Source organism: Paenibacillus rigui (assembly GCF_002234615.1).
GTDB lineage: Bacteria > Bacillota > Bacilli > Paenibacillales > NBRC-103111 > Paenibacillus_S > Paenibacillus_S rigui.
Genome location: NZ_NMQW01000022.1, coordinates 93,363 through 119,521, shown reverse-complemented (window position 1 = coordinate 119,521; position 26,159 = coordinate 93,363). Strand labels below are relative to the sequence as shown.

18 protein-coding genes are annotated in these 26,159 nt (G+C 50.3%); 17 read left to right on the top strand and 1 reads right to left on the bottom strand.

The window, feature by feature from the left end:
• The first annotated feature begins 17 nt into the window (after positions 1-17).
• The 17 genes from CF651_RS15675 (at position 18) to CF651_RS15595 (ending at position 24,656) form a co-directional block, all read left to right on the top strand.
• The gene (locus CF651_RS15675) at positions 18-854 is read left to right on the top strand and encodes an AraC family transcriptional regulator (protein WP_094015803.1); all 837 of its coding nucleotides are present in this window, start codon (positions 18-20) and stop codon (positions 852-854) included.
• Positions 855-1,322: 468 nt separating this feature from the next.
• A complete protein-coding gene (locus CF651_RS15670; protein ID WP_094015802.1) occupies positions 1,323-3,818 on the top strand; it encodes a hypothetical protein in 2,496 nt (831 codons plus the stop codon).
• A gap of 23 nt (positions 3,819-3,841) precedes the next feature.
• Positions 3,842-8,890 carry a pectinesterase family protein gene (locus CF651_RS15665; protein WP_094015801.1) on the top strand — a complete coding sequence of 1,683 codons (5,049 nt, stop codon included), beginning with the start codon at positions 3,842-3,844 and terminating at the stop codon, positions 8,888-8,890.
• 84 nt (positions 8,891-8,974) lie between these two features.
• Entirely contained in the window at positions 8,975-10,852 is a 1,878-nt protein-coding gene (locus CF651_RS15660) for an S-layer homology domain-containing protein (RefSeq protein ID WP_179232834.1), read from the top strand.
• Between the two features lie 377 nt (positions 10,853-11,229).
• Positions 11,230-11,958, top strand: a complete 729-nt coding sequence (locus CF651_RS15655) for a FadR/GntR family transcriptional regulator (RefSeq protein ID WP_094015799.1) — start codon at positions 11,230-11,232, stop codon at positions 11,956-11,958.
• Positions 11,959-12,048: 90 nt separating this feature from the next.
• Complete coding sequence (locus CF651_RS15650; protein ID WP_094015825.1) at positions 12,049-13,212, top strand: M20 metallopeptidase family protein; 1,164 nt, start codon at positions 12,049-12,051, stop codon at positions 13,210-13,212.
• Between the two features lie 72 nt (positions 13,213-13,284).
• On the top strand, positions 13,285-14,802 hold the full coding sequence (locus CF651_RS15645; RefSeq protein WP_094015824.1) for an ABC transporter substrate-binding protein: 1,518 nt from the start codon (positions 13,285-13,287) through the stop codon (positions 14,800-14,802).
• A gap of 73 nt (positions 14,803-14,875) precedes the next feature.
• Positions 14,876-15,793, top strand: a complete 918-nt coding sequence (locus CF651_RS15640; RefSeq protein ID WP_094015798.1) for an ABC transporter permease — start codon at positions 14,876-14,878, stop codon at positions 15,791-15,793.
• A gap of 18 nt (positions 15,794-15,811) precedes the next feature.
• Positions 15,812-16,741 carry an ABC transporter permease gene (locus CF651_RS15635; RefSeq protein WP_094015797.1) on the top strand — a complete coding sequence of 310 codons (930 nt, stop codon included), beginning with the start codon at positions 15,812-15,814 and terminating at the stop codon, positions 16,739-16,741.
• Between the two features lie 23 nt (positions 16,742-16,764).
• A complete protein-coding gene (locus tag CF651_RS15630; RefSeq protein ID WP_094015823.1) occupies positions 16,765-17,742 on the top strand; it encodes an ABC transporter ATP-binding protein in 978 nt (325 codons plus the stop codon).
• On the top strand, positions 17,739-18,728 hold the full coding sequence (locus CF651_RS15625) for an ABC transporter ATP-binding protein (RefSeq protein WP_094015796.1): 990 nt from the start codon (positions 17,739-17,741) through the stop codon (positions 18,726-18,728). The genes CF651_RS15630 and CF651_RS15625 overlap by 4 nt, the downstream gene beginning before the upstream one ends.
• A gap of 30 nt (positions 18,729-18,758) precedes the next feature.
• Positions 18,759-19,580 (top strand): carbon-nitrogen hydrolase family protein, encoded by an 822-nt coding sequence (locus tag CF651_RS15620; RefSeq protein WP_094015795.1) that lies wholly within the window; start codon positions 18,759-18,761, stop codon positions 19,578-19,580.
• Positions 19,581-19,591: 11 nt separating this feature from the next.
• Positions 19,592-19,975: a thioredoxin family protein gene (locus CF651_RS15615; protein WP_094015822.1), complete on the top strand. Its 384-nt coding sequence runs from the start codon at positions 19,592-19,594 to the stop codon at positions 19,973-19,975.
• Complete coding sequence (locus CF651_RS15610; RefSeq protein ID WP_094015794.1) at positions 19,972-20,724, top strand: creatininase family protein; 753 nt, start codon at positions 19,972-19,974, stop codon at positions 20,722-20,724. Before CF651_RS15615 ends, CF651_RS15610 begins: the two co-directional genes overlap by 4 nt.
• 50 nt (positions 20,725-20,774) lie before the next feature.
• The gene (locus tag CF651_RS15605) at positions 20,775-22,004 is read left to right on the top strand and encodes a trans-sulfuration enzyme family protein (RefSeq protein WP_094015793.1); all 1,230 of its coding nucleotides are present in this window, start codon (positions 20,775-20,777) and stop codon (positions 22,002-22,004) included.
• A 26-nt stretch (positions 22,005-22,030) separates the two neighbouring features.
• Positions 22,031-24,028, top strand: a complete 1,998-nt coding sequence (locus tag CF651_RS15600) for a S9 family peptidase (protein ID WP_094015792.1) — start codon at positions 22,031-22,033, stop codon at positions 24,026-24,028.
• Positions 24,029-24,260: 232 nt separating this feature from the next.
• Entirely contained in the window at positions 24,261-24,656 is a 396-nt protein-coding gene (locus CF651_RS15595; protein ID WP_094015791.1) for a hypothetical protein, read from the top strand.
• Between the two features lie 86 nt (positions 24,657-24,742).
• Here the strand turns inward: CF651_RS15595 and CF651_RS15590 are convergent, their stop codons facing one another.
• On the bottom strand, positions 24,743-26,146 hold the full coding sequence (locus tag CF651_RS15590; RefSeq protein ID WP_094015790.1) for a sensor histidine kinase: 1,404 nt from the start codon (positions 26,144-26,146) through the stop codon (positions 24,743-24,745).
• Positions 26,147-26,159: the final 13 nt, after the last annotated feature.

Here is a 26,159-nt window from a genome sequence, read left to right as displayed (position 1 = left end):
AGGCGGGACGACGCTGGATGGGAAATATGCAATTTGACAACGGTGAGGGAACCTTCTTAATATCCTACCGGAAGGCATTAAGTCATCACATGCCTACTACCCATTTTCACAGTACGTACGAAATCTTCTATTTGATGTCCGGAACACGGGAATTTTTTATAAAGGACAGGACGATGGTCATCAACGAGGGGGATGTCATTATTATCTCCCCGAATATTTTGCATCGGACAACCAATACGGAAATGCCCAAGCATGAGCGGCTCATCGTGAATATTCATGAGAGCTATATGGCCTCGGTGAACGGTTCCTACAAGGACATACTGCAGCCTCTGTTCGAGAGCGAGTACCTTATAGTTAAATGCTCCCTGCAGGACAGGCTCTCCATCGAGGTGCTTACAAACCGTATCATGCTGGAGATTCAGGATCAAAAGCCTGGCTTCGAAATGTATGCACAGACTTTGGTTATCCAGCTGCTCATTATTTGCTGCCGTCATGTCAAGCAATACAGCATGGAGGCTTTGGAATCACCAAGCCCGATGCATGAAAGAATTTCGGAGGTTGTCCGCTATATCAACACCCATTATATGCAGGAGCTGTCGCTTCCTCTGCTGGCAGAGAAATTTTACGTCAGCCCCTATTATTTAAGCCGATTTTTCAAAGAAGCGACAGGCTTTACGTTCGTGGAGTATTTGAACAGCGTCAGGATCAAGGAAGCGAAGAAGCTTTTGGAGCGATCCTCCATGAAGGTCAGCCTTATTTCCAAAAAGGTAGGCTTCGGCAGTGTTACTCATTTTGGCAGAGTGTTCAAGTCCATCACGGGCTACGCGCCGCTATATTACAGAAAAGTGAAGTAGCTTAGCGGAGTCCTGATAGGCCAGCAAACAACGCTAGGATCGTGAGGAAACAAGAGGTTCATTTGTTTTCGTATAACGAGTAAGATGAATAAAAGGTCGGTTCAGAGCTTATACAAGCTCTTGAACTTGACCTTTTTGGTTTTTGGCGGAGGGCTTTGCGGTAAAGTTAATGTGAATCAGATAGCCTATGATTATGGAATGAATACCCTAATAAATTAATTAAATATTGTAATAAACTATCAAAGATATCGAAATAAAGTTTAACCTAAAATGGATACGCTTTCATCTAATGGTTTACCCCATATACGAGAAACTGAAAACGCTGACATTTATTGTGTGCTGGTTCTGAAAGGGGTGATAGCAAGGTAATTTCATGAAGAGGGAGGGGACAGGCTCTCGTCCACATTCGCCTGCAATGGCTTTTCTTTGACTGCTGACATGTAAATTCAATTGGAGGTGTCTACTGCCTTGCGTAAACAGATTTCACTAGCTCTATGCTTAGCGTTGCTATTCAACGTGTTTTTTATGTTTGAACCCGATGCTCCAGCTGTATCGGCGGCGGAAGCTGATGTGAGTTCTTCGGTCATTGACGATACCTATGCACCCGCTACGATTTTCGAAAAAGACTTTTCCACCACTCCACTCGGTTTACAGGGCTCCGATCTTGGCTTCGATTACTCAGCCTACACTTCAGGTACGGGATCGGCCGTAGTGGAACAGGATCCCTATACGGGTACTCCGGCACTTCATATCAAGGCAAGCAACATTGTAACGGACGGATCCCTGCGAAACGAATTTCAACTCAGCAAAACATTCGGTGAGCCATATACGGGAACCATCTCTACCGAAATCACTTTCATGCAAACGGGTACGAAGAAGGATGACCGTATTATCCAATTTTTCCCCTCCCAAGGAACTACCTTTATGGTAGGGGCAGGCGTGACAGCATCTAAAGGGCTGGCTTATCTCTTATCTACAGCGCCCGCAGGCGATTTGGGAGGAACGTATAATCTGGGCGAATGGCATACGATTCGATTGGATTTTAATACCGTTACTCAAAGGTACAGCTTGTTTTGGGACGGCACTCTTATCAATAGCCAAGCCCGGACCCAAATGAACAAAAGCCTTCCCATCTATAATTTGAAAAGAATGGTTATCGCACCGCCGGGGACTTCAGGAGATCTCTGGATTCGCGGCGTTAAGGTGACTCGTACACCATTTCAGCCGGAACCGCCTGCTCCCAAGCTTGTTACTTCCGGTTCACGTAACTCCAGGGTCATGTGGACAGCACAGCACTACTCTTATGCATCCAAGTATCGCATCAGAATTAAGCTGAAGGGCGAGAGCCAGTGGAGAAATATTGCGAATGCGACCACCTACTGGAAGGACTATACGGGTACTTCCAATACACCGAATTCAGATATTAACGCTTTTTACGATATTGCGAGAATGGCTAATACACCTTTAGTCAATGGACAAACGTATACTTTAGGCTTAAGTACGGTTACCCGCGATGAATACGGTTTATATACTCCAGATAACAAACCTGGTGATTTCGAAAGTAAGATCACCGAATTTGATGGAATCCCCTATGCAACGACACCGGTCCAGACACCGGATACCAGTGTTGTGGGAGGGCTTACTGCGAATGCGAACTACTACGGTTACTTGTGGAGCTTTCAATCTGGAACCAATGTAGGGGATAAGGTTTTTAATCTCTCCGTAGCTAATGAGGTGCCGTTTCAGTTCACACAGATTCCGGAAAAATATGCGAAGTTGGATCGAATAGCCACCACGTACAAGGACGTCATGCGATATCCCAATGGTTATGATGGAACCAAGCAGGACCAAATCATTGGATTCACTGTCAAGGACAAAGCTACCGTATATGTGGCGATCGATAAAAATGCAACGATTCCAGCATGGATGTCCGACTGGACCAATACCGGCGATAATATCAAGCTGAACACGGTGACATCCGGATACACCTTTGACATTTATAAAAAGGATTTTGCCGCAGGTTCCAAGGTTCTGTTGGGATACAACGACTACGCTAATTTTGATTTAGGAAAAAACGCCGGCTATTTCGCAATGGTGGAAAGAGTGTCAACCGGCTTGACGCTGGATCCAGTTCAACAGTGGGTCAACACATCATCGTATAAGATGACGGGATCGGTTAGCGAGAGCGTATACTTGTCCGTCTATCAGAATGGAAATTCTCTTACATTGCCAAGCGGCGGATTGGTTAGTGGCGGCAAATTCGAGCTGAATCTGAACTTAACCTCTGGTACCAACCAGGTTGAAGTTTATGCGCAACGCATGAACTCCAAGTTCTATGACACTGTAACGGCAACGGTCAATCTGGACAGCGTTGTTCCAGAAATTCATGTACCTGCACCTCCTGCTGCCGTTAGGGAAGCTGTTTATACAGTTCAAGGAACATTAAGTAAAGCAGCCAAGCTCACGGTTAAATTAAACGGGGCGAATGTAGTCGATTCCGTTTATAAATCAGTTTATGAACCCTTCTCCTATCCATTGACCTTACAGGAAGGGAATAACCTCATTGAGATTTCCAGTATGGATCTCGCCGGTAATTTTAGCAAAATGAGTTACTCAATGGAGTATGTATTCTGGGCAGGTCAAGGTGCGGTATACGATTTTAACGGAAACCGCGTGAATGCGCTGGCCCCTTCGAAAAATGTATTCGCCGAAAAGAAGGTCGTGAATACGACAGCGACCAAGAAGCAGCTTACGCTATGGTTTGTACTGTATGACGCAAACCACACCATGATTGACTTTTCATCTGCCGTCGCCGAGCTCAAGCCGGGCGAGACGAGGACTTTAGGCGCCGGATTTATACTTCCTGCTGAAGTGAGCGGTTATAAAGTAAAAGTATTCATTTGGGACAGCCTTGATCGCCTCGAAGGACAAACTCCGTTGGCGGAAGAGTTATCCGTACAGTAATCATAGAGATAGGAGGTTGCACAATGAAGAAAGCCCTGTATATAGGGATATGTTGTTTACTTATGCTGAATGTATTGCTGTTCCCCGGAATGGATATTGCCCATGCAGCGACTGTAGACTCCGTTGTTAGTAATCCGGCACAATTAAAAGCATCGCCGGGCAATAATCAGGTGACACTCTCATGGGGGGCCGTAACTGGAGCCACGTCGTATAAAGTGAAGCGCAGCACAGTGAATGGAGGGCCATACGATACCTTGGTGGCCAGCAATGTGACCAATCCTACCTTTACTGATTCTACGGTTCAAAACGGTACGACATATTATTATGTGGTAACAGCCGTCAGCTCTGCAGCGGAAAGTATGATTTCCAACCAGGCTCGGGCTGTACCCTATACGCCGGTAGCGGGTGCGCCTGCAGCACCGGCGGACGTAGCCGGAGCAGCCAATGACGGAAGCGTTGAGCTGACATGGTCTGCGGTATCTGGCGCAACGAGCTACGCTGTTAAGAGAAGCGTAGTCAGCGGAGGTCCGTATACGACGTTAACCAGCACTTTAACGACAACATCGTATACGGACACATCGGTTACGAATGGAACGACCTATTACTATATTGTTGCGGCTGCTAATGCAAGCGGGGAAAGCGCCATTAGTGAGGAAGCAGCTGTGAGCCCTGCAATGGTGATCACCGTGGCCCAAAATGGTACAGGGGACTTTTCCAATATCAAATCTGCTCTCGAATCCATCCCTGCCAACAATACGACACGGAAAATTATATACATCAAAGCGGGTTCTTACAATGAAAAGCTCTCTGTAACGGTGCCTTATGTATCTATGATAGGCGAAGGCAAGGATAAAACCCGAATTTTTTATAATGATAATGAATTTACACCGGTCTCCGGCAACGGGACGGCAACATTACCTGCTTTAGACACGGCAACGCTAACTGTCGGCGGCACGAAGGATAGAGCCGATGGCACCAGAACGACAGCCAATTATTTTTATGCGGCGAATTTGTCCATTGAGAACGCTTCGGACGTGACGAAAGGCCGGGCCTTGGCTGCTCGTGTCATTTCGGATCAGGTTGTTTTCGAGAATGTCAGATTTGTCGGGTATCAGGATACGCTTTACACAGGAGTCACTTATTACGACAAAACCGGCAGGCAATATTATCGCAACTGCGAGATCAAGGGCTCGGTCGATTTTATTTACGGGCCTTCAACTGCCGCGGTTTTTGACCAATGCGATATTGTCAGTATGAACGGACCTTCGCGCTCCGGAGGCTACATTACCGCGGGTGCTACACAAAATGCAGCAGGCGAGCTTCCCGGATTTGTATTTATGAATTCTCGTCTATTAAAGGACAGCACAACCCAAGGGAAGCACTATTTGGGCCGTCCTTGGCAGGACCAGCCGACCGTTCGTTACATTAACACGTGGATGGATGACCATATTCATCAAGACGGTTGGGCAGAAATGACCGATAATCTGACTTACTTTTATTCGGAGTATAACAGTACCGGGCCGGGAGCAAGTCCGTCCACCCGTAAGCTTGCAGCGGACACAGACCCGGCTCATTTTGCTATGACTGCGGAGCAAGCCAGCAATTTAACCATTCCGCGTATTTTCGGAGGCTGGGATCCGAGTATACGGGTTGTATATCCGAAAATATTCGAATCGGTAACGCCCGTCGTGGACCCGGCGCTGCCCGATGGAGTTTTGGGTTCTTACATGAAGCCTGTATTGGTTTATATGGAAGTGAATAACGACCTCCCTGCAGCGAATCGCGTGCAATATCGTATCAATAATGGACCTTGGGTTACTTATACAAGTGCTTTCACGGTTAGTGATGCAGGGGCTAATACGGTTGAATACCGGTATGTTGATGCCGCAGGAAGAGCAGGCACCAGCAAAAAGATTAGTTTGAACATTAACCTTGCCGAAAATACGCGAACACCGGCCTTTCCAGGCGCTGAAGGCGGGGGGATGTACGCCACGGGCGGACGGGGCGGCTCCGTATACGTTGTAAACAATTTATTGGATTATGCGGAAGGGGCATTGCCAATTCCCGGTTCTTTCCGAGATGCGGTCAGTCAGCCGAATCGGACCATTATTTTCAGCGTATCCGGAACGATCCATTTGGCCCAACCTTTAACGATCGGCAAGCCGAACCTGACCATTGCCGGACAAACCGCTCCTGGCGACGGCATCGCGCTTAGCGGCTACGCGGTTAAAATCGGCAGCGGCACGAGCACCGCAGGCGGAAACATTATCGTAAGATACATTCGATTCCGTGGCGGTGAAACTTTACTGGACGATACCTTCAACATTACGGGAGACAACGTGATTCTTGATCACGTTTCAGGCAGCTGGAGTACGGATGAGCTGTTCTCCTCGGAGAACAACAAAAATTTTACTCTTCAATGGAGTTTCATTACCGATAGCTTAAACCACTCCATACACACGAAGGGGCCGCACGGCTACGGCGGCATTTGGGGAGGCTCCAATGCAACCTTTGCGCACAACCTGATTACGAACCATGTCAACCGGAATCCGCGCTTTGCCCGGGCGACGGATATACCGAACTACCCCCAGAAGATCGATTTCCGAAATAATGTGATCTATAACTGGGCGGGCAATACGATTTATGGCGGGGAAATGGCGACAGGCATTAATATCGTCAACAATTATTTCAAGCCGGGTCCGAATACCTACAATTCATTTAGCAGAATTGTTGCCCCTTCAGCTGGCGATGCTGGGGGAGGAGCCTTTTATATTAGCGGCAACTATATGGTAGGCGATCCGGAAGTAACAGCGAACAACTTGGTGAAAAATGCAAACGGATCATATAAAGCCATTAATCCGGATTCTACGTTTACGCTCAAAACGACGCCATTTATTTATCCGGATGCAAACGACTCGATTGGCGGACCGACGACGACGGACACGGCTGAAGCCGCTTACCAAAAAGTACTGCTTCACGGGGGAGCTTCATTACCGAAGCGGGATTCGTTAGATGCCCGTATCGTCAACGAGGTGAAGAACGGAACTGGAAGAACCGTCAATAAAATTGCCAACGATGGCGGCTTGCCGGAATTATTGTCCGTTCCTGCACCGATGGATTCGGATGGCGATGGGATGCCGGATACATGGGAAGCTGCCCATGGACTCGACCCTAACGATAACGGTCTTGATTCCAACGGCAATAAAATTGCGGGCAATCCAAACGGAAGCTTCGGGGATATGGACGGCAACGGCTACACAAACCTTGAGGACTATATTAACTCACTGGCGGATACGCCTGTACAGTCCAATCCTATCGTTTCCGTCGATACGCCGGCAAAGCATCAGGCATTTGTCGTGAACGATCCGATCCAGCTTAGTGCTACAGCCACAGCAGCTGCCAGTGGCGCAACCATAGCCAAGGTCATTTTTTACGACCGGGATCAGAAGATTGCCGAGGTTTCCAGTGCACCCTACCAGTTCACTTGGACAGATGCGGTCGAAGGCCAGCATTACATCTATGCCAAAGCGATTGACAGCAATGGTGTGATGACGTTATCGGATGCCGTCATTGCGTATGTAAACGGTCCGGCAAATGCTGCCCCCTGGAGCTCTCAAGATGTGGGCACAGTCCAAATTCCCGGTACCGCCAACATGACAGGGACGGCTTACAAAGTGAAAGGCTCGGGCGAAATCGATATAAATGGCACGTCCGATGCATTCCATTATGTATACCAGCCCGTTAAAGGAAATTTCGAACTATATGCCAATGTATCGTTTGAATCGGAATACGACGAGGATGTTAAAGCAGGGTTCATGCTGCGTGAAAGCCTAGACCCAGCCTCAAAGGCAACGGGTGTATTCCTGTCAACGGATCCTACCGATGATTTCAGCGTGGATACTAGCGGAAGAAAAATATCGGTGATCAACCGAACTGCTGCCGGCAGCAAGTACAAGGAGCAGCTGCGTAGAAGCTCCAGCTTAAAAGCTCCCTACTGGATAAAAATGGAGAGGGTAGCGAATAAGGTTTCTGGGTATGTTTCGAAGGATGGTGTAGACTGGTCGCTTGTTGCGTCGAATGATGTGGATTACGGGGAGACCGTCTATGTCGGTATGGCCGTGGATGCGCCCAAGACGACAACGAACATCGATTATTTGATGGCTGCGAATTTTACCGATCTTCACCTCTATGGCTCCGCCGAGTTTACGCTTGACAATGCGGCGAGCGGAACGGTGGAGACGCCTGCGTATATCATCACGGGTACGGTAAAGGATCGCGCCAAAATATCGGTTGTCAACAACGGAGTATCCGTTGTGGATGCAGTCTATACGGAAGCAGGCGGGACCTTCTCCAAACCAATCACCTTGAACGAAGGTGTTAATACGATTGTTGTCTCTGCATCGAATGAGGAGCTTTTCGGCAGTTCCGTAAGCTCTAAAACCATTGTGGTTACCTATAACAAAACATCTGTAGTCTATACTCCCTCTGTCCATATTCCGAATGTTGTCAATTCGCACTCCTACTCGTTAGTGGGCAGCATTAGCAGAGATGCCAGTGTAACCGTCATGGTGAATGGAAAGGTAGTTCTTGATCACGTCAAGCAGCTCAAGAATGTTTCGTTTACCGTTCCGATTTCTTTGAAGGAAGGAAGCAACGAGATTGTTGTTTCAAGCGTTGATGATTATCAGGTCAGCGGGTATCAAACCTATCAGGTAACCTATGTGAAAAACTGGGGAGACCAGTTGTTTAACGTAGCGGGCCTAACCCTGACCGATCGCAGCGGGAATGCAGTCTCGGGGTTGGTCAGTTCCAGTGATGTCGTTGCCGCCATTTCCGTTCATAACAATTCGGCAGTGAGTCAGAACGGAGTACTTGTCATAGGGTTATTCGATCAGCAAAACCGCATGGTACGATACTCCATCGTGTCCAATATGTTCGCATCCGGTGAAGACAAGCAAATGAAGGCGATACTGCGGGTGCCTGATATTGTTTTGGGCTACCAGTTAAAAGCCTTTGTTTGGGACAGCACAACAAGTCAAATCAGAATTTCAAACGAAGTCACAATTCGTTAAGAACAGTTTCTTAATCATGTGGTGGGATATGAGAGCGGGCTGCATGTCAGCCTCTCTCCTATGTCCTTAAAAGGGGGAATATGCTTGATAGGCTTGCGAAGATGGGCGATTCTGCTGCTTTCTGTCCTGATGTGTTTCGGAACGATGATTTCGTCTGCGTTTGCTTCTTCGGGACCGATAACCGTCACAGCATCATATCATGAGAATACCGGCCAAGTGACGATAACCGGCACAGTAAATTCAGGTCAAGGCAAGCTTGTTACCGTTCAAGTAACGAATCCGCTGAACCAGCTGGATTACCTTGATCAAACAACAGCCGGAGAAAACGGCTCCTACCAGTTCAATTATGTGTTGAAGAAAAGAATTAACGGCACCTATTTTGTCAATATTGCCGGACAAGATGCGGGTCAAGCAACAGGAACGACCTTTGAAGTAAAAATGACGGCCAACACATCGTTTGATGGTCATAGAACGCTTACGGTAACGGGAAACCTTGGTATATCGGCAGGCAACGGCTTCACCGTTCAAATTGTGAATCCTCTCGGCACTGAGGAGTTCAAGCAGGATGGAGTGACCGGTGAAAATGGCGTTTACACGGTTAGCTATACCATCCCTAGGTTGATATTAGGAAATTACGTGATCACTGTAAAAGGATTGCGCGCCGACGCGGTTGCGACAATGATGTGGAACAATACACTTGCCGACGGGCGTAAGAATAGCAGTGGAGGCAGCGGCGGTACTTCTCATGGGGCTCCGGGTACAACGATTCCTGGTACGGATACTCCCATACCATTACCGAAGCCAAACGAAGCAGGGCTTGAGGTGAGGATTACTCCGGATATAACGGTAGATCCCACCGGCAGGATTGTTTCAGCAAAGCTGGATGCAGAAGAGCTATCAGCAGTAATTTCAGCAGGTGGTACCCATGTCATAGTTGAAATTCAAAGTAAACCAGGTGCCGAACAGTACCGGTTGGATGCTCCGGCCAATCTATTTGCGCCGTCTTCACCAAACAAAATAACGGTAGCAACAGAATTTGCCTCCGTTTCGATGCCTGTCACCCTATCGGCCAATGTTAATCTGGAAGGCGCTAAACAAGTCGGTTTGGTCATATCCAAGGCTGACCTCAGCAAGCTTCCTGACGACCTGAGAAAGTTGACTGAAAATAAGCCGGCTATTGAATTAAGCATGGCGATAGACGGCGCAGCGGTAAGCATGAATCATTTAGCTAAAGTAGCCATTCCATATGAGCCAACGGAGCAGGAATTGAACGATCCTGAGCACATTGTTGTTTGGAGTGTAGACCCGACGGGGAAGGTGGAGCCGGTCCCGAACGGGAAATATGACGCTGCATCCGGCACTGTGACGTTCACTGCTTCGCACTTCAACACATTTGCTGTCGCTTTTGTGAAGAAGAGCTTTACGGACCTGGATACTGTCGAATGGGCGAAGAAGCCGATCGAAGTGATGGCGTCCAAGGGAATTATATCCGGCATCTCGGATATGTCGTTCAATCCGGGAGCTGCGATTACGCGCGCTGACTTCATGATGTTGTTAACGAAAACATTCGGATTTACGGCTGAGGTTCCATCGAACTTTAGCGACGTCCACCCTAATAGTTATTACTATGAAGCAGTCGGCATAGCGAAACAGCTTGGGTTGGCTGAGGGGCAAGGGGATGGAAGGTTTAATCCGAATGAACAGATTTCACGTCAGGACATGATGGTGCTGCTTTCAAGAGCAATGAGCAAGGCAGGAAAATTGGATGCCCGGGGTATGGCAAGCGATCTTGACGCATTTACCGACAAATCGAATGTCGCTTCCTATGCGGTAAACGACATCGCTGCATTAATTCAAGGCGGCATCGTAGAAGGAAACGGAAGCATGCTGAATCCGACCGGAAACGCGACGAGAGCGGAAGCGGCAGTACTGCTTTATAGAATCTATAACACGGTGTTATGAGAGGAGGGGCTCGCCCCTCTTTTTCAATTACCAAGTAATCTACTATGATTAATGTTGATTTATTGTGAAAATATAGTTATAATAAAAAACAACAACGAGAGCCATTGAAATGAGAGTTCATTTTATTCATCAGCGTGTCATATTTGCGTTAGTTTATGTATCATGAAAATGACATTCCAGGCCGATGAAGTCATCGAATAAAGATTTTTTTCACAAAATCACGCTTAAAATGATGTGACTTATGTTGACATATATGAAGCTGAGGTATTATTATTAGAATATTCAAATGTTTATATAGAGGTTGCTAATTTTTTTTGCTTGTTTTAATGGTCTAAGGTTTGAACCTTAATGCATTATGAGACGCTGGAGGGATAGTTTTGCATTCTCAGGCTACTTTGCAATTCGAAAAAGTATCGCCCAAAAAAGTAAGCGACTTTATTTTGGAACAATTGGAGGAAGCCATTATTCTGAAGGAGTTTTTATCGGAGGAGCAATTGCCTACGGAGAGAGAACTGGCGTCCATGTTCAATGCAAGCCGATTGGCGGTTCGGGAGGCCTTGTCCCAGCTGGAAGAAGAAGGGTTAATCGAAAAGCGGCTTGGAGCCAAGGGAGGCACGTTCGTTCTTCCGCTCACGCTGAACTCCCATCAACGCAACCGGGAAGAAATCAAAAATGACTGGGATAACATGCTGAAGGTGTTTGAGTTTCGCTCGGTGATTGAGCCGGAGGCAGCCTGTATGGCGGCGGAACGGATTACTCCGGCCGAATTGGATCAGCTTAAAGGCTTTGTGGAAAAAAGCATGGAGGAGGATTGCACCCGGGAAATGTTCCGGGCGATGGACGTTAAATTTCATCTTTCTATCGCCAAGGCTTCCGGCAACCAATATTTCGAAAAAGCCGTAAGGCAAATCCGTACGAAAATTAATCCTGCATTGGATTTAATGCCGTACAACCCGAACGTGAAGCTGTCCAGCTATCAAAAGCATATGGTACTGCTGGATGCACTGGCGGAACGCAATGGGGCGAAAGCCAAAGAAATTATGAAACAGCACATTAGTGAAACGGCCGATGCAATCTATTCCCGGGTCATTACCAAGGATACATAGGTCGGTTCCTATGACAAATTACAAATCGGATACTTATTATGGGAGGTTGTTGCTTTGGAACTGGAAAAACTCATTGGTCTTGCAGAAGAGATGAAGGAACAAGTTGTCACGTGGCGCAGAGATTTTCACCAGCATCCGGAAACCGGGTATGAGGAGTTTCGTACGTCGAAAATCGTTGCCGAGCATTTGGAAGGCCTCGGACTTGAAGTGAAGACGAATGTCGGGAAGACCGGGGTTGTTGGCATCCTGAGAGGAGAGAATCCGGGACCGACCATAGGGCTCAGAGCAGATATGGATGCGCTGCCGATACAGGATCAGAAGACGGTGCCCTATTGTTCACAAGTGCCGGGCAAAGGCCATTTGTGCGGCCATGACGCCCACACCAGTATGCTGATGGGGGCAGCCCAACTGCTGGTCAGCTTAGGGAAACCGAAGCGGGGCAACATTAAATTCGTGTTTCAACCTGCGGAAGAGGGGCTTGCAGGCGCTAAGGCAATGATGGACGACGGGGTGCTGGAGAATCCGATGGTTGACGCTATGGCGGGACTTCATGTATTTCCGGCCCTGCCTACAGGATCGATTGCTGTGACCAAAGGGGTGGCGTTCGCCTCAGCCGACAGCATTCGCATCAAGATCATCGGAAAGGGCGGTCACGCTGCCCGCCCACATGAAGCGGTCGATGCGATAACGGTGTCGTCACAGGTCATTTCGGCTCTGCAGCATGTAGCCAGCCGGTTAGTCGATCCTCTGGAGCCTGTCGTTGTAACCATTGGCAAAATTCAAGGGGGATACATGGGAACAGCCATTGCCCCCGAGGTAGAGATGGTCGGCACGGTAAGAACCTTAAGCCCTTCGCTGCGCAAGAACATGCCGGAATTCATTGAGAATATTATCCGTGGCGTGACCCAAGCGTTCGGCGCAGAATATGAATTCAAGTATAACGTAGGCTATCCTGTCGTTGTTAATCATGAAGGAATGGTTGACTTCTTGACCAAGACAAGTGAGCAGGTATTCGGCGATAAGCGGTGGGATTACGTCAAGCCCTCGACAGGCGGAGAAGATTTTGCCTTTTATTCCGAAGCCGTTCCGGGCGTATTCTTTCGCTTAGGCGTCAGCAATGCCCAGGAATACACCAGCTATCCGCTGCATCATCCGAAGTTTGATCTGGATGAGGATGCGCTGCCTTACGGAGTGGCTATGCTGTCTGCGGTGGCTCTCTCCTTTTTATCGGATTCACCCCAATTCAACATATAAATATTAATTAAGGGAGGTTGTTTTATTTTGAAAAGTTGGTATGCAAAAGGGTTAACCGTTGTTCTGGCTTCCATGCTGGTGATAGCAGGCTGCAGCGGTGGAGCAGGCAAGCAGGATGCGGCGGGTCAGCCGTCCAAAGCTGCGGATAGCGGCAGTGAGAAAGTCTTAACGATCGCGAATGCTACGGATATCGAGAGCTTTGACCCGCAGAACAACAACAATACGCAGAGCGAAGCCGTACTGGTCAATATGTTCGATTATCTTTTGAAAAATGACAGCTCCCAGAAAAAAGTACCCGGCTTAGCCACTTCCTGGGAAAAAGTAAACGATACGACGTGGCGCTTCAAGCTTCGTCAAGGCGTCAAGTTTCACAACGGAGATCCTTTTACGGCAGCGGACGTGAAGTTTACGTTCGAGCGTTTGTCCAAGGATGCCAAGCTGAAGCAAAATACGTATTACAAAAATTTGAAGGAAATCAATATCATCGATGATTTTACCGTAGAATTCGTAACTAACGGACCGGATCCATTGATTCTTAACCGGTTGTCCCGCATGGGCGCAGATATTCTTCCTTCCAAATATATTCAAGAGAAGGGAATAGACGCCTTCATGAAGGAGCCAGTCGGTACGGGACCTTACAAGTTCGCTCAATGGCAGAAGGACAACCGCGTGGAGCTGGTAAAGAACGCCGATTATTTTGGCGGCACGCCGAAATGGGACAAGGTTGCCTTCCGCGTCATTCCTGAAGCCTCCACAAGGGTTTCGGAGCTGCTGACCAATGGGATCGATATTGCTTCAGGCGTGCCTACGACGGATATGAAACGAATTCAGGGTGTGAACAATATGAAGGTGGAGCAGGCTACGATTCAAAGAGTACTGCACCTGATTATGCGGACAACACCAGGCTCGGTTACTGCGGATCCGAAGGTTCGGGAGGCGGTCGATTTGGCCATCAACGACAAGGAAATCGTGGACAGCATTGCGGGCGGAGCCGGCATTCCTACGCGAACATCTGTAACCCCAGGCAACTTCGGGGCGGATCCAAGCCTGTACAATCAGTTCTTGTACGATAAAGAGAAAGCCAAAGCGCTGCTGAAAGAGGCGGGCTACGCGAACGGCGGGCCGAAGGTTACTTTCTCTGCACAGGTGCAGTACAAAGAAATTGCGGAAGTAGCTGCGGCGATGCTTACCGAGGTAGGCTTCCAAGTGAACCTCGACATTTTGGAGGCGAGCAAGTTCAGCGAAAAGCTTAATTCCAAGAAATTTAACGAATTGTTCCTGCTAGGCGTGGGCAACTCCTTGTTTGATGCTTCGAACAACTACAACCGGTTCAAATTCGAAAACGCCAAAGGAGAAACGGATTATAACAATCCTGAGGTGGAGCAGCTGCTTCAAGCGGCTGATAAAAATATGAACCCGGAGGACAGGGAGAAGCAGTATCAAAAAGTGCAGCAAATTTTTGCTGTCGATCGTCCGACCATTTATTTGTACCAGCTAAAAGGCAACTACGGGATCGGTCCGAAGGTGGACTACAAGCCAAGATTGGATGAGATGTACTTTGCCGAGGAGATTGCTCCGGCGAAGTCCTAATCGGTTATCGTGAAAAGGCGGGAAACGGTACGTTTCCCCTTTTTACTACCTTATTGAAGGAGGGGGGAAGTTCTTGGGAAAGTATATTGTCAAATCGCTTCTGCAGATGATCCCCGTGTTGTTTTTGATCTCCACGATCGTCTTCATTCTTGTCCATGTCACCGGCGATCCTGTCGCATTAATGCTTCCGGAAACGGCGACGGAGGAGGACCGGGCTGTTTTATCCAATGCAATGGGGCTCGATAAGCCTTTATATATTCAGTTTTTGGTGTTTCTGAACAATGTGCTGCATGGTGATTTCGGCAGATCCTTTCATTACGGACAATCTGCGCTGCCGCTTGTGCTCGAAAGGCTCCCGGCGAGCTTTGAGCTTGCCGTTGCTGCGATGGTGGTGGCAACCCTGCTGGCCGTACCGCTTGGCATTATTTCAGCTGTGAAGCGCAATACTTTCCTGGATTTGTTCATTTCCGGTATTTCCGTTCTCGGTAAAGCGATGCCCAATTTTTGGACCGGCATTATGCTCATTCTCCTGTTTTCCGTCATGTTGGGCGTTTTCCCCGTCTCGGGAAGAGGGGGAATAGAGCATCTGGTGCTGCCGGCCATTACACTGGGCACTGCCGTTATGGCGCAGATGACCAGGCTGATCCGATCGAGCATGCTGGAAATTTTAAATCAGGAATATATCCGAACCGCGAGAAGCAAAGGTCTTCTCGAACGCGTCGTCATCTTCAAGCATGCATTTCGCAACGGATTGATTCCCGTAGTTACGATCATGAGTTTGCAATTTACGAGCTTAATCGGCGGGACCTTGATTACGGAAACGGTATTTTCCTGGCCAGGTCTGGGGCAACTGCTCGTTACCGCTGTGAACACCCACGATATGGCAATCGTACAGGCGGCTGTTTTCATCATTGCCATTATTGTTATTATCAGCAATCTAGTGACGGATCTGGTTTACCGGATACTTGATCCCCGCATTAAGTACAGCTAGATGGAAGGAGGGAGATAGATGGCATTGTCGGTTGAACCGCAGGCAAAGAGCTTACCCGGAGATCATCCTGAAGACGGTGTGAAGCGAAGTCGTGTGAAACGCTTGCTCAAGCTTTTGCTCAAAAGCAAAACGGGAACGGTCGGAGCCGTGCTGGTGATCCTGGTCTGTTTAGTGGCTTTATGTGCACCCTTCCTGGCTACGCAGGACCCGGCCAAAATTAATCCGACGCAAAGGCTGCTGCCGCCGATGTGGCTGGATAAGGGGAACCCGCAGCATCTGCTCGGTACGGATAATCTGGGCAGGGACATCTGGAGCCGGATCGTATACGGATCACGAGTCTCCTTGATTGTCGGCATTTGTGCCGTTCTCGTATCCGGTGCTATCGGCGCCGTACTGGGATTGCTGGCAGGGTATTACGGGAGATGGATGAATGCTGTAATTATGAGGGTGGCCGATTCGTTTTTGGCTATTCCTACGATTCTATTTATGCTTGTCGTGCTGGCGGTGTTAGGGCCGGGACTCGGTACGCTTATCTTCGTCATTGGAGTGACCAACTGGGTTACCTACGCCCGGGTGGTCCGTGGGGAAGTATTGAGTGTGAAAGAGCGTGATTTTGTCAAGGCTGCGAAAGCAGTAGGCGCGAAGGACGGCCGCATCATTTTCACGCATATTCTTCCGAACGTGCTGTCTTCCTTTATCGTGATTTCGACGATGAGCGTAGCAACCACGATTATTATGGAAGCCTCTCTTAGCTTTCTGGGACTCGGAATCAAGCCGCCCGACGTCTCCTGGGGAGGCATGCTGAGCGACGGAAGGCAATATTTGGCCACAAGCTGGTGGGTTGCCACGTTTCCCGGATTAGCGATCACGATTACCGTGTTAGGTGTCATATTCTTGGGTGATTGGCTTCGCGATGTGCTGGATCCTCGTATGAAGGCAAAGGAATAACGAAACGAAGCGAGGGATCGATGTTGACAACGAATTTACTGGAAGTAAGAGAGTTAAGAACCCACTTTAAAACCGAAGAAGGCATCATTCCGTCCGTTAACGGCACCAGCTTCTCCGTTCAGCCTGGGGAAACATTGGCCATCGTAGGGGAATCCGGCTCCGGGAAAAGCGTAACCTCCCTCTCCATCATGGGGCTTATAGCTCCACCGGGCAAGGTAGTTGGCGGGGAGGTACGGTTTGAGGGGCGGGATCTCCTGAAATTATCGTCCAAAGAGATGCGCAAGCTGCGTGGCAACGAAATATCGATGATTTTTCAGGAGCCGATGACCTCGCTGAATCCGGTGTTCACCATTGGCAATCAAATCGGGGAAATGTTTCGGGTACATCAAGGGCTGGATAAGCAGAAGGCCAAGCAAAAGAGCATCGAAATGCTGGAGCGCGTAGGCATTCCGAACGCCGCCAAGGTAGCGGACAGCTTCCCGCACCAATTGTCCGGAGGCATGCGCCAAAGGGTGATGATTGCCATGGCTCTCGCCTGCCGTCCGAAGCTGCTGATTGCCGATGAGCCGACTACCGCGTTGGACGTGACGATTCAGGCGCAAATCCTGGAGCTGATCGCCACATTAAGCAAGGAAGAGAATACCGGGGTCATTCTCATTACTCATGATTTGGCCGTCGTTGCCGAAATGGCGGATCGAGTGGTCGTTATGTATGCTGGAGAGATTGTCGAGCAGGCTTCCGTATACGATTTATTTCAACGTCCTGGTCATCCCTATACCGTTGGGCTGTTAGGCTCTTTGCCGAAAATGAATGAACAAAAGGAAGAGCTGGATTCGATTCCCGGTACGGTTCCTAATCTGCTGGATATGCCCAAGGGCTGCGCCTTTCACCCGCGGTGTCCTTATGCCGACAGCCAGTGTACCCAGACCAAGCCGAAGCTGGAGCTAAAAGGGGACGGCCGTTGGGTGCGGTGCCTGCATAGCAAGGAGGTGTCATCATGAGTCAGGATGGGGAGACATTAACGCCGATGTTGGAAGTAAAGGGACTGAAAAAATATTACCCGCTTCGCCGAGGCGTATTTTCCAGCAAAATCGACTATGTGCGTGCGGTGGACGGACTCAGCTTTACTGTGAACAAAGGAGAAACGCTCGGGATTGTGGGCGAATCGGGCTGCGGCAAATCGACGACCGGACAAATGATAACGCAGCTGCTTGACCCGACCGAGGGGGAAATTTGGTTTGATGGCAAAAAAATGAATGAGCTGGGGCCTGAGGACATCCGGCAGACGCGCCGGGATTTGCAAATTGTGTTCCAGGATCCGTTCGCTTCTCTGAACCCGAGGATGAGGGTTCTCGACATCGTAGCGGAGCCGCTGAAGGTACATGGATTGGCTAGAGGGGCTCAACTGCGAAGTACCGTTATCGAGCTGCTGGAGACGGTCGGTCTTGGAGCCCATCATGTGGACCGGCATCCCCATGAATTCAGCGGGGGGCAGCGTCAACGGATCGGCATAGCCAGGGCGCTGGCACTGAAGCCGAAGCTGATCGTATGCGACGAGCCGGTGTCCGCGCTGGATGTCTCCATCCAGGCGCAAATTTTGAATCTGTTGAAAAAGCTGCAGGCTCAATTTCAACTGACCTATGTATTTATCGCCCACGGCCTGCCTTCCGTTAAGCATATCAGCGACCGCATCGCGGTCATGTATTTGGGCAAAATTGTAGAGCTGGCAGGGCGGGACGCGTTGTTTGCCAAGCCGAGGCATCCGTATACGGAGGCGCTGCTCTCCGCAGTCCCGGTGCCTGATCCTACCCTGCGCAAGAAACGGGTTCTGCTGACCGGGGAAATGCCGAATCCGGCCAACCCGCCGCAGGGCTGTGCCTTTCATCCGCGCTGCCCGTATGCGCAAGCTTTATGCCGTGAGAAGGCACCGGTGCTTGAAGGGACCGCGCATGCCGTAGCTTGTCATTTCCCGCTGCAAGGGGAATAAACCATTTTTTGACCGAGGAGAAGTGATCCCATGTCGTTTCAATTAGTGATGGCCCAGTTGATATCTACCGACGACAAGCACGTGAATTTGAAAAAAGCCGAAGAGGCGGTCAAGGAATCCGTATCCGTTCACGGAGCGCAATTGATCGTATTTCCCGAGGTGTTCATGAGTCATTTTCCGATCGGAACGCCCAAGGACATCTCCCTGAAGGATGCGGAGCCGGTTGACGGGCCCTTCGTACAGGGCATGGCGGAGCTGGCCCGAAGATTCGGCGTCTGGCTCATTTTCGGTATGCGCGAAGCGGTGGAGGATCCTCAGGAGGAACGTGTGTACAATACGACGGTAGTGGTTGATGCAAATGGATCTACTGTCAGTGTTTACCGTAAAACGCATCTGTTTGACGCCTTCGGCTACAATGAATCGAGAAACATTAAGCCGGGGGATGCGCTGTTCAAGCCGATCGAGACCCCTTTTGGAAAAATCGGGCTCTTCGTATGCTACGAGCTGCGCTTCCCGGAAATCGCCCGCTACCAGGCGATGCATGGCGCCGATATCATCATTGTTCCATCCGGCTGGGTACGCGGCCCGATGAAGGAAATGCACTGGACGAATCTTGTTACGACCCGTGCGATCGAAAACACGGTGTTTATGGTAGCTTGCGATAAAGTAAGCGACAATTTTTATATAGGCCAAAGCTTGATTGTCGATCCGATGGGCGTGGTGATGGTTAACGGACCGGAGACGGAAGCTCTGATTCCTTGCCGGATTGACCTGAAGCGGTTGGAGGAAGTGCGGTCAAAGCTGCCTTCATATGTGCACCGGAGACCCGAATTGTATGAAACTGATCTTTAATATTGCGGTGTATGAACAGACCAATACAGAAGAGGTGGCTGAGCATGAACAAAGTAAAGAGCGTAGCGGAGTACCGGGAGGCCGTTGGCGGCGACAAGCCTACGGTCGTTGTGTTTAAAACCGAATGGTGCAAGGACTGCCATTATATCAATCCTTTCATGCCTGATCTTGTGGCGAGCTATGCGCAGCGGTTGGATTTTATCGAGGTGGACCGCGATGAGCTGCCCGAACTGTGCGAGGAGAATCATGTGCTTGGTATACCAAGCTTTATTGTTTTCCAGCGCGCCCAGGAGCAAGGGCGGTTTGTCAGCAAGCTGCGCAAGACGCGGGAGGAGATCGAGGCCTTCTTGGACGAGACGTTGACTAAGGCCGCTCAAGGAGAAGGAGAGCGATGAGCAGCAGCTTTCTCAAGGAAATGAGCTGGGCCGAGTTCGTGGAGAGAAAGAAGCAGACCAACCTGGCCATTATCCCAACGGGGGCTTGCGAGGTATATGGCCCCCATCTGCCGCTTGGCTCGGATGCTTTGGTTGCGGTCAAAATCTCGGAGCTTGTGGCCAAGCGTGTCAATGGCATCGTCGGACCGGTGCTGGAGGTCGGGGATTCCTCTATGCTCGACGAGTTTCCGGGGACGATCACGATTCGTCCGGAAAGCTTTAAAGCGTACCTGACGGATGTGATGGACAGCTTGGTGAAATGGGGCTTTCAAGATTTCCTCTTCATTAACGCCCATGCCGGTAATGTTCCGATTATCAACCAGATCGCGTATACGTACCGGGAACGGACAGACATCCGCAAGGCGCAGATCGATTATTGGAGATTTATTAAAACGGTGGATCAGGGACTGTTGGATTCCGGCGAGCTTGCCCATTCCCATGCGGGGGAAGCCGGAACGTCCGTCATGCTGCACCTGTATCCGGAGCTTGTCGATCTCGGCAGGACGATGAATGTGTCTCGAAAACGCAAGGACGCGTTCCCGGAAATTATGAAATACGGCAAGCTGTCGGACAACACCGATTGGGGGACCGTCGGAGACTCGACGGCAGCTTCGGCCGATAAAGGCAAAGCGTTAGTGGAACGATCGGTGGACCGGATTGTCCAGTTTTTGAGTGAACATTGGGGAATTGGGGAGCAGGCAGGCAAGTGATGCCATCCTCAGCCTCATGCGCGGTTTTAAGGGAACGGAGGGAAAACAACATGAAGCAGGGCTGGGGCTTTGACACGGCTGCGGTTCACGCAGCGCAGAAGCCGGACGACAAAACAGGTGCCATCTCCCAATCTATCGTTCCGGCAGTAGCTTATGCGTTTCCGGATGCGGAGACAGCCGCCGCCGTTGTTGCCGGTTGTCAGGAAGGGACCTATTACGGCCGGTACGGAAATCCGACTACACGTACATTGGAGCAAAAGATCGCACAGCTGGAAAACGGAGAAGACAGCATCGGACTTAGCAGCGGCATGGCGGCGATTTCTTCCGCTCTATTGGCATTTTTGCAGCATGGCGATCATGTGCTGGTAACACGGGACGTGTATGGCGGGACGTACAATTTTATTACGCTGCTGGCTCCGCGTTTCGGCATCACCTTCGACTTTGTCGACTGCACGGATGCGGAGCAGGTTAGGGCGGCGATAAAAGAAAATACAAAAGCAATTTATGTGGAGACCCCATCCAATCCGAGGCTTACGGTGCTGGATTTAACGATGCTGTCCTCGATTGCAAAAGAACGACGGCTTCCGCTTATCGTAGATAATACGTTTATGTCGCCGTATTTGCAGCAGCCGCTGGAGCTTGGCGCGGACGTGGTTGTGCACAGCGCGACCAAGTATTTGAATGGGCACGGGGACGTGCTGGCCGGATTCGTGGTCGGCAAGAAGGAAGTCATCGACTTTATCCGGAAACGGATTGCGGGAGACCTGGGGCAAAACTTAAATGCCTGGGAATCGTTCCTTATCCTTCGGGGCTTGAAAACAATAGGGATACGGATGAGGACCCACTGCGACAATGCCATGAAAGTAGCAGCCTATTTGCAAGGTCATCCCGGGGTTGCGCAGGTTTATTATCCTGGACTCCCGGCTCATCCCCAGCATGAATTAGCGAGGAAGCAAATGAGGGGGATGGGAGGCATCGTCTCCTTTGAGATCAAAGGAGGCATGGAAGCGGGGAAAGCGTTTATAAATCGCTTGAAGCTGGCGATGATCTCCTTCAGTCTCGGGGATCCGGAGACGCTGGTTCAGCATCCTGCTTCGATGACGCACTTTTCCATCCCTGAACAAGAAAGACAGCAGTTCGGCATTACCGATGGCTTGATTCGGCTTTCCGTTGGTCTTGAAGACGCTGCCGATATTATTGCAGACCTGGAGCAGGCGCTGCTGCCGGGACCCGATGGGGCCATTCGGAACGATGCCGAGCAAGTGAAGTCCGGCCATTAAGCAGCCTGAGATGAGAAGGTGCCATCATGCAAAAACGTTACGTAGCTGTGGAAGATTTATACAGCTATCAATGGGTCAGCGACCCGTCCGTCTGCCCGCAAACCGGTGCTATAGCCTATGTTCATAAGACGATCGATCAAGAAAAAAACACATATCGAACAAATGTTCGATTAGTGGCACTAGACGGAAGCTCGGACAGACCGTTCACTTATGGAGATAAGGATGAGCTTCCTGCCTGGTCTCCTGCTGGTTCGGAGCTCGCTTTCTTGAGGACGACGGATCAGGGAAAGCAGCTATGGCTCATCCCGCTGAACGGCGGGGAGGCAAGGCAGCTGACCCATGTCAAGCGGGGGATCGGGTCGTTCGTTTGGTCACCGGACGGGAAGCGGATCGCATTCACGACAAGGGTGAGTGAAGGAGCGGTCGACGGGGCCGAAGCCGCTCTAGAAAATAACGGCAAGGCCCATGACCGGGGACAGGTGATTGACCGGACCACACCCAAGGCGGAGGGCTCCGGCTGGTGGGACGGATTGTACTCCCATCTGTATGTGCTTGAGCTGGCCAGCGGTCAAATCAGGCAGGTCACGTCCGGAAATTTCGACGTGGCCCTGCCCTTCTGGTCGCCGGACGGGAGCCGGCTTTCTTTCTTGGCCAAGAAGGTCGATGTCCCTTCGCTGGATCCCGACCTGCTGACCTTTAGCGACATCTACCGCATCCGGTCGGATGGCGGCGGCTTGGAGAAGCTGACAGACTCCACATTGTCCATCAGTCAAGCCGGTTATTCGCCGGACGGACAGACGATCGTACTGATCGGAAATGACCGGATCTACGGCAGCGCGACGCAGAATCGTATTTACACCGTACCCGCATCCGGCGGGAAGCCGGTATGTGTCAACGAACCGCAGGAGCTGCAGCTCGGCAATTTCGCGCTTAGCGATATGAAGGCGGCAGCAGCCTCGACAGCACTGTGGTTCACTGCCGCCGGAGACGTGTACCTGCTTGGCTCGCTGCGGGGAAATGTGCAGATTGGCCGATTTTCGATGGATGGAACCTATAAGGAGATCACCAGGGGCGACAGGGAGTTTTATCAGCTTACTATGACGTCCGATGGACGTTATCTTGTTGCAGCGGCCTCGGATCCGGCCCGTCCGGGCGATTTGTACCGCATCGATACGCATACCGGGGAAGAGCTCCGTCTGACGAGCGGCAATGATGAGTTATTGGAATCATTGGAGGTAAGTGTACCGGAGTCGTTCTGGTTTGAAGCATCGGACGGCCGGAGTGTTCAAGGCTGGCTCATGAAGCCGGTCGGCATGGTGCCGGGGGAGAAGTATCCGATGCTTCTCAACATTCACGGGGGGCCTCATGCCTTATACGCCAACTCCTACAGTCATGAGTTCCAGACGATGGCCTCCCAAGGCTATGTCGTTCTTTATCTGAATCCGCGCGGCAGCTTCGGCTACGGACAAGACTTCGTGAAGGCGTGCCGGGGTGATTTCGGCGGAAGGGATTATCACGATCTGATGGATGCAGTGGATCATGTGGCGGGCACCTGCGGCTTCGTGGATGAAACCAGGCTGGGGGTAACGGGCGGCAGCTACGGCGGATTTATGACCAATTGGATTGTCGGCCATACCGACCGGTTTCGCGCCGCTGTTACGGACCGTTCGATCTCCAATTGGCTTTCGTTCTACGGGATGAGCGATATCGGCATCTCCTATACCGAAGGGGAGATCGAGGGGAACCCTTGGGAGGATGCGGACAAGCTCTGGAAGCATTCGCCTCTCGCTTATGCGGCGCATATCCATACCCCATTGCTTATACTGCACGGAGAACACGATCTTCGGTGTCCGATCGAGCAGGCGGAGCAATTGTATGTCGCGCTGAAGCGATTGGGCAAACGGACGCAGCTCGTCCGCTTCCCAGGATCAAACCATGCGCTGCCTCGAAGCGGCAAACCGTCGCTGCGCGTGGAACGGTTGAATCGGATCATGCGCTGGTTTCAAGAGCACATAGAATCATAATGGATAGGGGCTGCTGCCCAGGTGAAGAGGTGACCTGGGCAGCAGCCCCTTTGTTCGTTTGAGCTCCTTGTACGGATGGAAGCCGCTATGGCGTCCATACTCAAAAAAGCGAGTATAGGGCCGATTTTACTCGAATTTTTAAGTATATCGGACCTTCTTCATACCTGCTAGGATATGAATTGTGAAAGCGAGCCTGAGCCATCAGGCAAAAAAATCCTAGGAGGTAACAAAAATGAACAATGTGAAAAAAGTGATTAAAGCGTCTGTATTGGGTGTGGTGGCTTCCGCCATGCTGTGTATGCCTGCCGGTGCGCAAACGCCCAGCAGAGCAGCGTTGGACGGCGGAATTATTTTGCAAAATCCGTATCTTCTGTATGCTTACATCGATGATGTGTCCTTGATTTATCCCGAGTACAGAACCCAAGTGAAGGAGCTGCCGGCCACATTGAAAAACAACGTACAATCCGTTAAGGTGGTCGGAGCGACCAATATTCAGGCGGTTATCGTCAACGGCACGCAAATCCAGTTCACGAGTACAACAAGTGCGAAAGCAAAAGCGACGGTCTATGTTACCGGCGGCAACGGCTTCTACGGTTACTACAATGTCACTACGGAATCCGTAAAATAATGATAAGGCGGTCGCCCGGTAACGGTGCGGCCGCTTTTTTGCGGGTAGATAGGAAAGTATAAGGTTGGAACAGGGCTCCCCGCCCGTTATTCCTTTAATGGAAGAGACAAGCCGATCAGAGTGCCTTTGTTCACGTCCGAGGCAAGCACCTTAATAGAACCGCCATGCTTTCTCAGCACATTGTAGCAATAGCTTAATCCGAGGCCGCTGTGCACGGCGTGACCGCTTTTGGTAGAAAAAAAAGGGGTGAATACATGACTGACCATTTCCTTGGGAATCCCCTGACCGTCGTCTTTGACTGTAATGGAGAGACGTCCGCCTCTCATCATCGTTGAGATCTCAATGTTCCCCCTGTCCGAGACTATCGCCTCCATAGCGTTAAGACATAAATTGTTGAGTACTTCCGCTAGGTGATGAGGATCGCACATTAGATTCACATCGCACTGATACGAGCAGCGGATGGCAACCCCCTTGCTCTCCGCCAACGGCTGCAGCTGGGCGGCGATCGAATCGATCAGCGGGTTCACCCGAACCGGCTCTTTTTTCAATATGATTTCTTCCGTTTGATCGCCGATTTTGCGAAACAGAGCCGTCATGCGATCGGTAATTTGGAATAGATGAGAGACGGTTTCCTGAGCGGAAGCCTTTTCTCCGTGCTCCAGCAAATACTGGATATGCTCCCCGATTAAATTGATCTTCACCACTTCATTTTTCAGTGCATGATTCAGGATAGCGGTGCCTTTCGTCAGAGCCCGAATCGAGTAATCGAGCTTCTGCTGCTCGATCCGCAGCTTAACACCGAAAACGCCATACCGGAGGGCAAACAGAACGAACAGCAGCAGGATCCACAGCACAATCAGCGAGTTCGCATCCCAATGGTTTCCATTTGCAAAAAGAATATCCGATTCGTCGATTGTAACGACAGCCACGCTGTAAAAGTCCGTTACAAACGCAAGGACCAGTGCGATATTGATCAGGAGGCCGGAACGCAAAATATTGCGCTTCTGCAGCCGTTCAGGCTCCCGTATGTAGCCGATGACATAACAGGAGATGCCGGCAAGTATGTAAATGAATGACCACGTGCGGATGGATTGAACATCCACCACGGTGATGGGGTAATAGCTGGTCTGTGCAGCAAGGGACCATAGAGGCGGAAGAAGGGCCGCCAGACCGAGCCACAGGAGCAGCCGTTTGGTAAACAACCCGCTGATGATAAGAGCTCCCATAAGAAAAAGGTAATAAATAAAATAATAGTACACATGGAGAGCGGCGGTTCCGAGGATACGTCCGGCTTCCAGCAGCGGGAGAGGTACTTCGGTATGCTGCCGCAAAAAGGGTAGGATGACATGGTGTATAGATACGGAGAAGCTGGCGCAGCCGCCTGCAATAAACATCAGCGCAACCAAGCGGGCGTAGTCGGCACCGCGGGCATGACGCCAAATGACGAAGCTAATCGTCCACAAGGTGACGAACATAAGTATGAACAACATCCGATCAGGTCCT

Bases quoted from the DNA above. Each gene is read 5' to 3' on its own strand.
- CF651_RS15675 (WP_094015803.1), top strand. From the start codon at position 18: ATGGGAAATATGCAATTTGACAACGGTGAGGGAACCTTCTTAATATCC.
- CF651_RS15665 (WP_094015801.1), top strand. From the start codon at position 3,842: ATGAAGAAAGCCCTGTATATAGGGATATGTTGTTTACTTATGCTGAAT.
- CF651_RS15650 (WP_094015825.1), top strand. From the start codon at position 12,049: ATGAAGGAACAAGTTGTCACGTGGCGCAGAGATTTTCACCAGCATCCG.
- CF651_RS15645 (WP_094015824.1), top strand. From the start codon at position 13,285: ATGCTGGTGATAGCAGGCTGCAGCGGTGGAGCAGGCAAGCAGGATGCG.
- CF651_RS15635 (WP_094015797.1), top strand. From the start codon at position 15,812: ATGGCATTGTCGGTTGAACCGCAGGCAAAGAGCTTACCCGGAGATCAT.
- CF651_RS15625 (WP_094015796.1), top strand. From the start codon at position 17,739: ATGAGTCAGGATGGGGAGACATTAACGCCGATGTTGGAAGTAAAGGGA.
- CF651_RS15620 (WP_094015795.1), top strand. From the start codon at position 18,759: ATGTCGTTTCAATTAGTGATGGCCCAGTTGATATCTACCGACGACAAG.
- CF651_RS15615 (WP_094015822.1), top strand. From the start codon at position 19,592: ATGAACAGACCAATACAGAAGAGGTGGCTGAGCATGAACAAAGTAAAG.
- CF651_RS15610 (WP_094015794.1), top strand. From the start codon at position 19,972: ATGAGCAGCAGCTTTCTCAAGGAAATGAGCTGGGCCGAGTTCGTGGAG.
- CF651_RS15605 (WP_094015793.1), top strand. From the start codon at position 20,775: ATGAAGCAGGGCTGGGGCTTTGACACGGCTGCGGTTCACGCAGCGCAG.
- CF651_RS15600 (WP_094015792.1), top strand. From the start codon at position 22,031: ATGCAAAAACGTTACGTAGCTGTGGAAGATTTATACAGCTATCAATGG.
- CF651_RS15595 (WP_094015791.1), top strand. From the start codon at position 24,261: ATGAACAATGTGAAAAAAGTGATTAAAGCGTCTGTATTGGGTGTGGTG.
- CF651_RS15590 (WP_094015790.1), bottom strand. From the start codon at position 26,146: ATGTTGTTCATACTTATGTTCGTCACCTTGTGGACGATTAGCTTCGTC.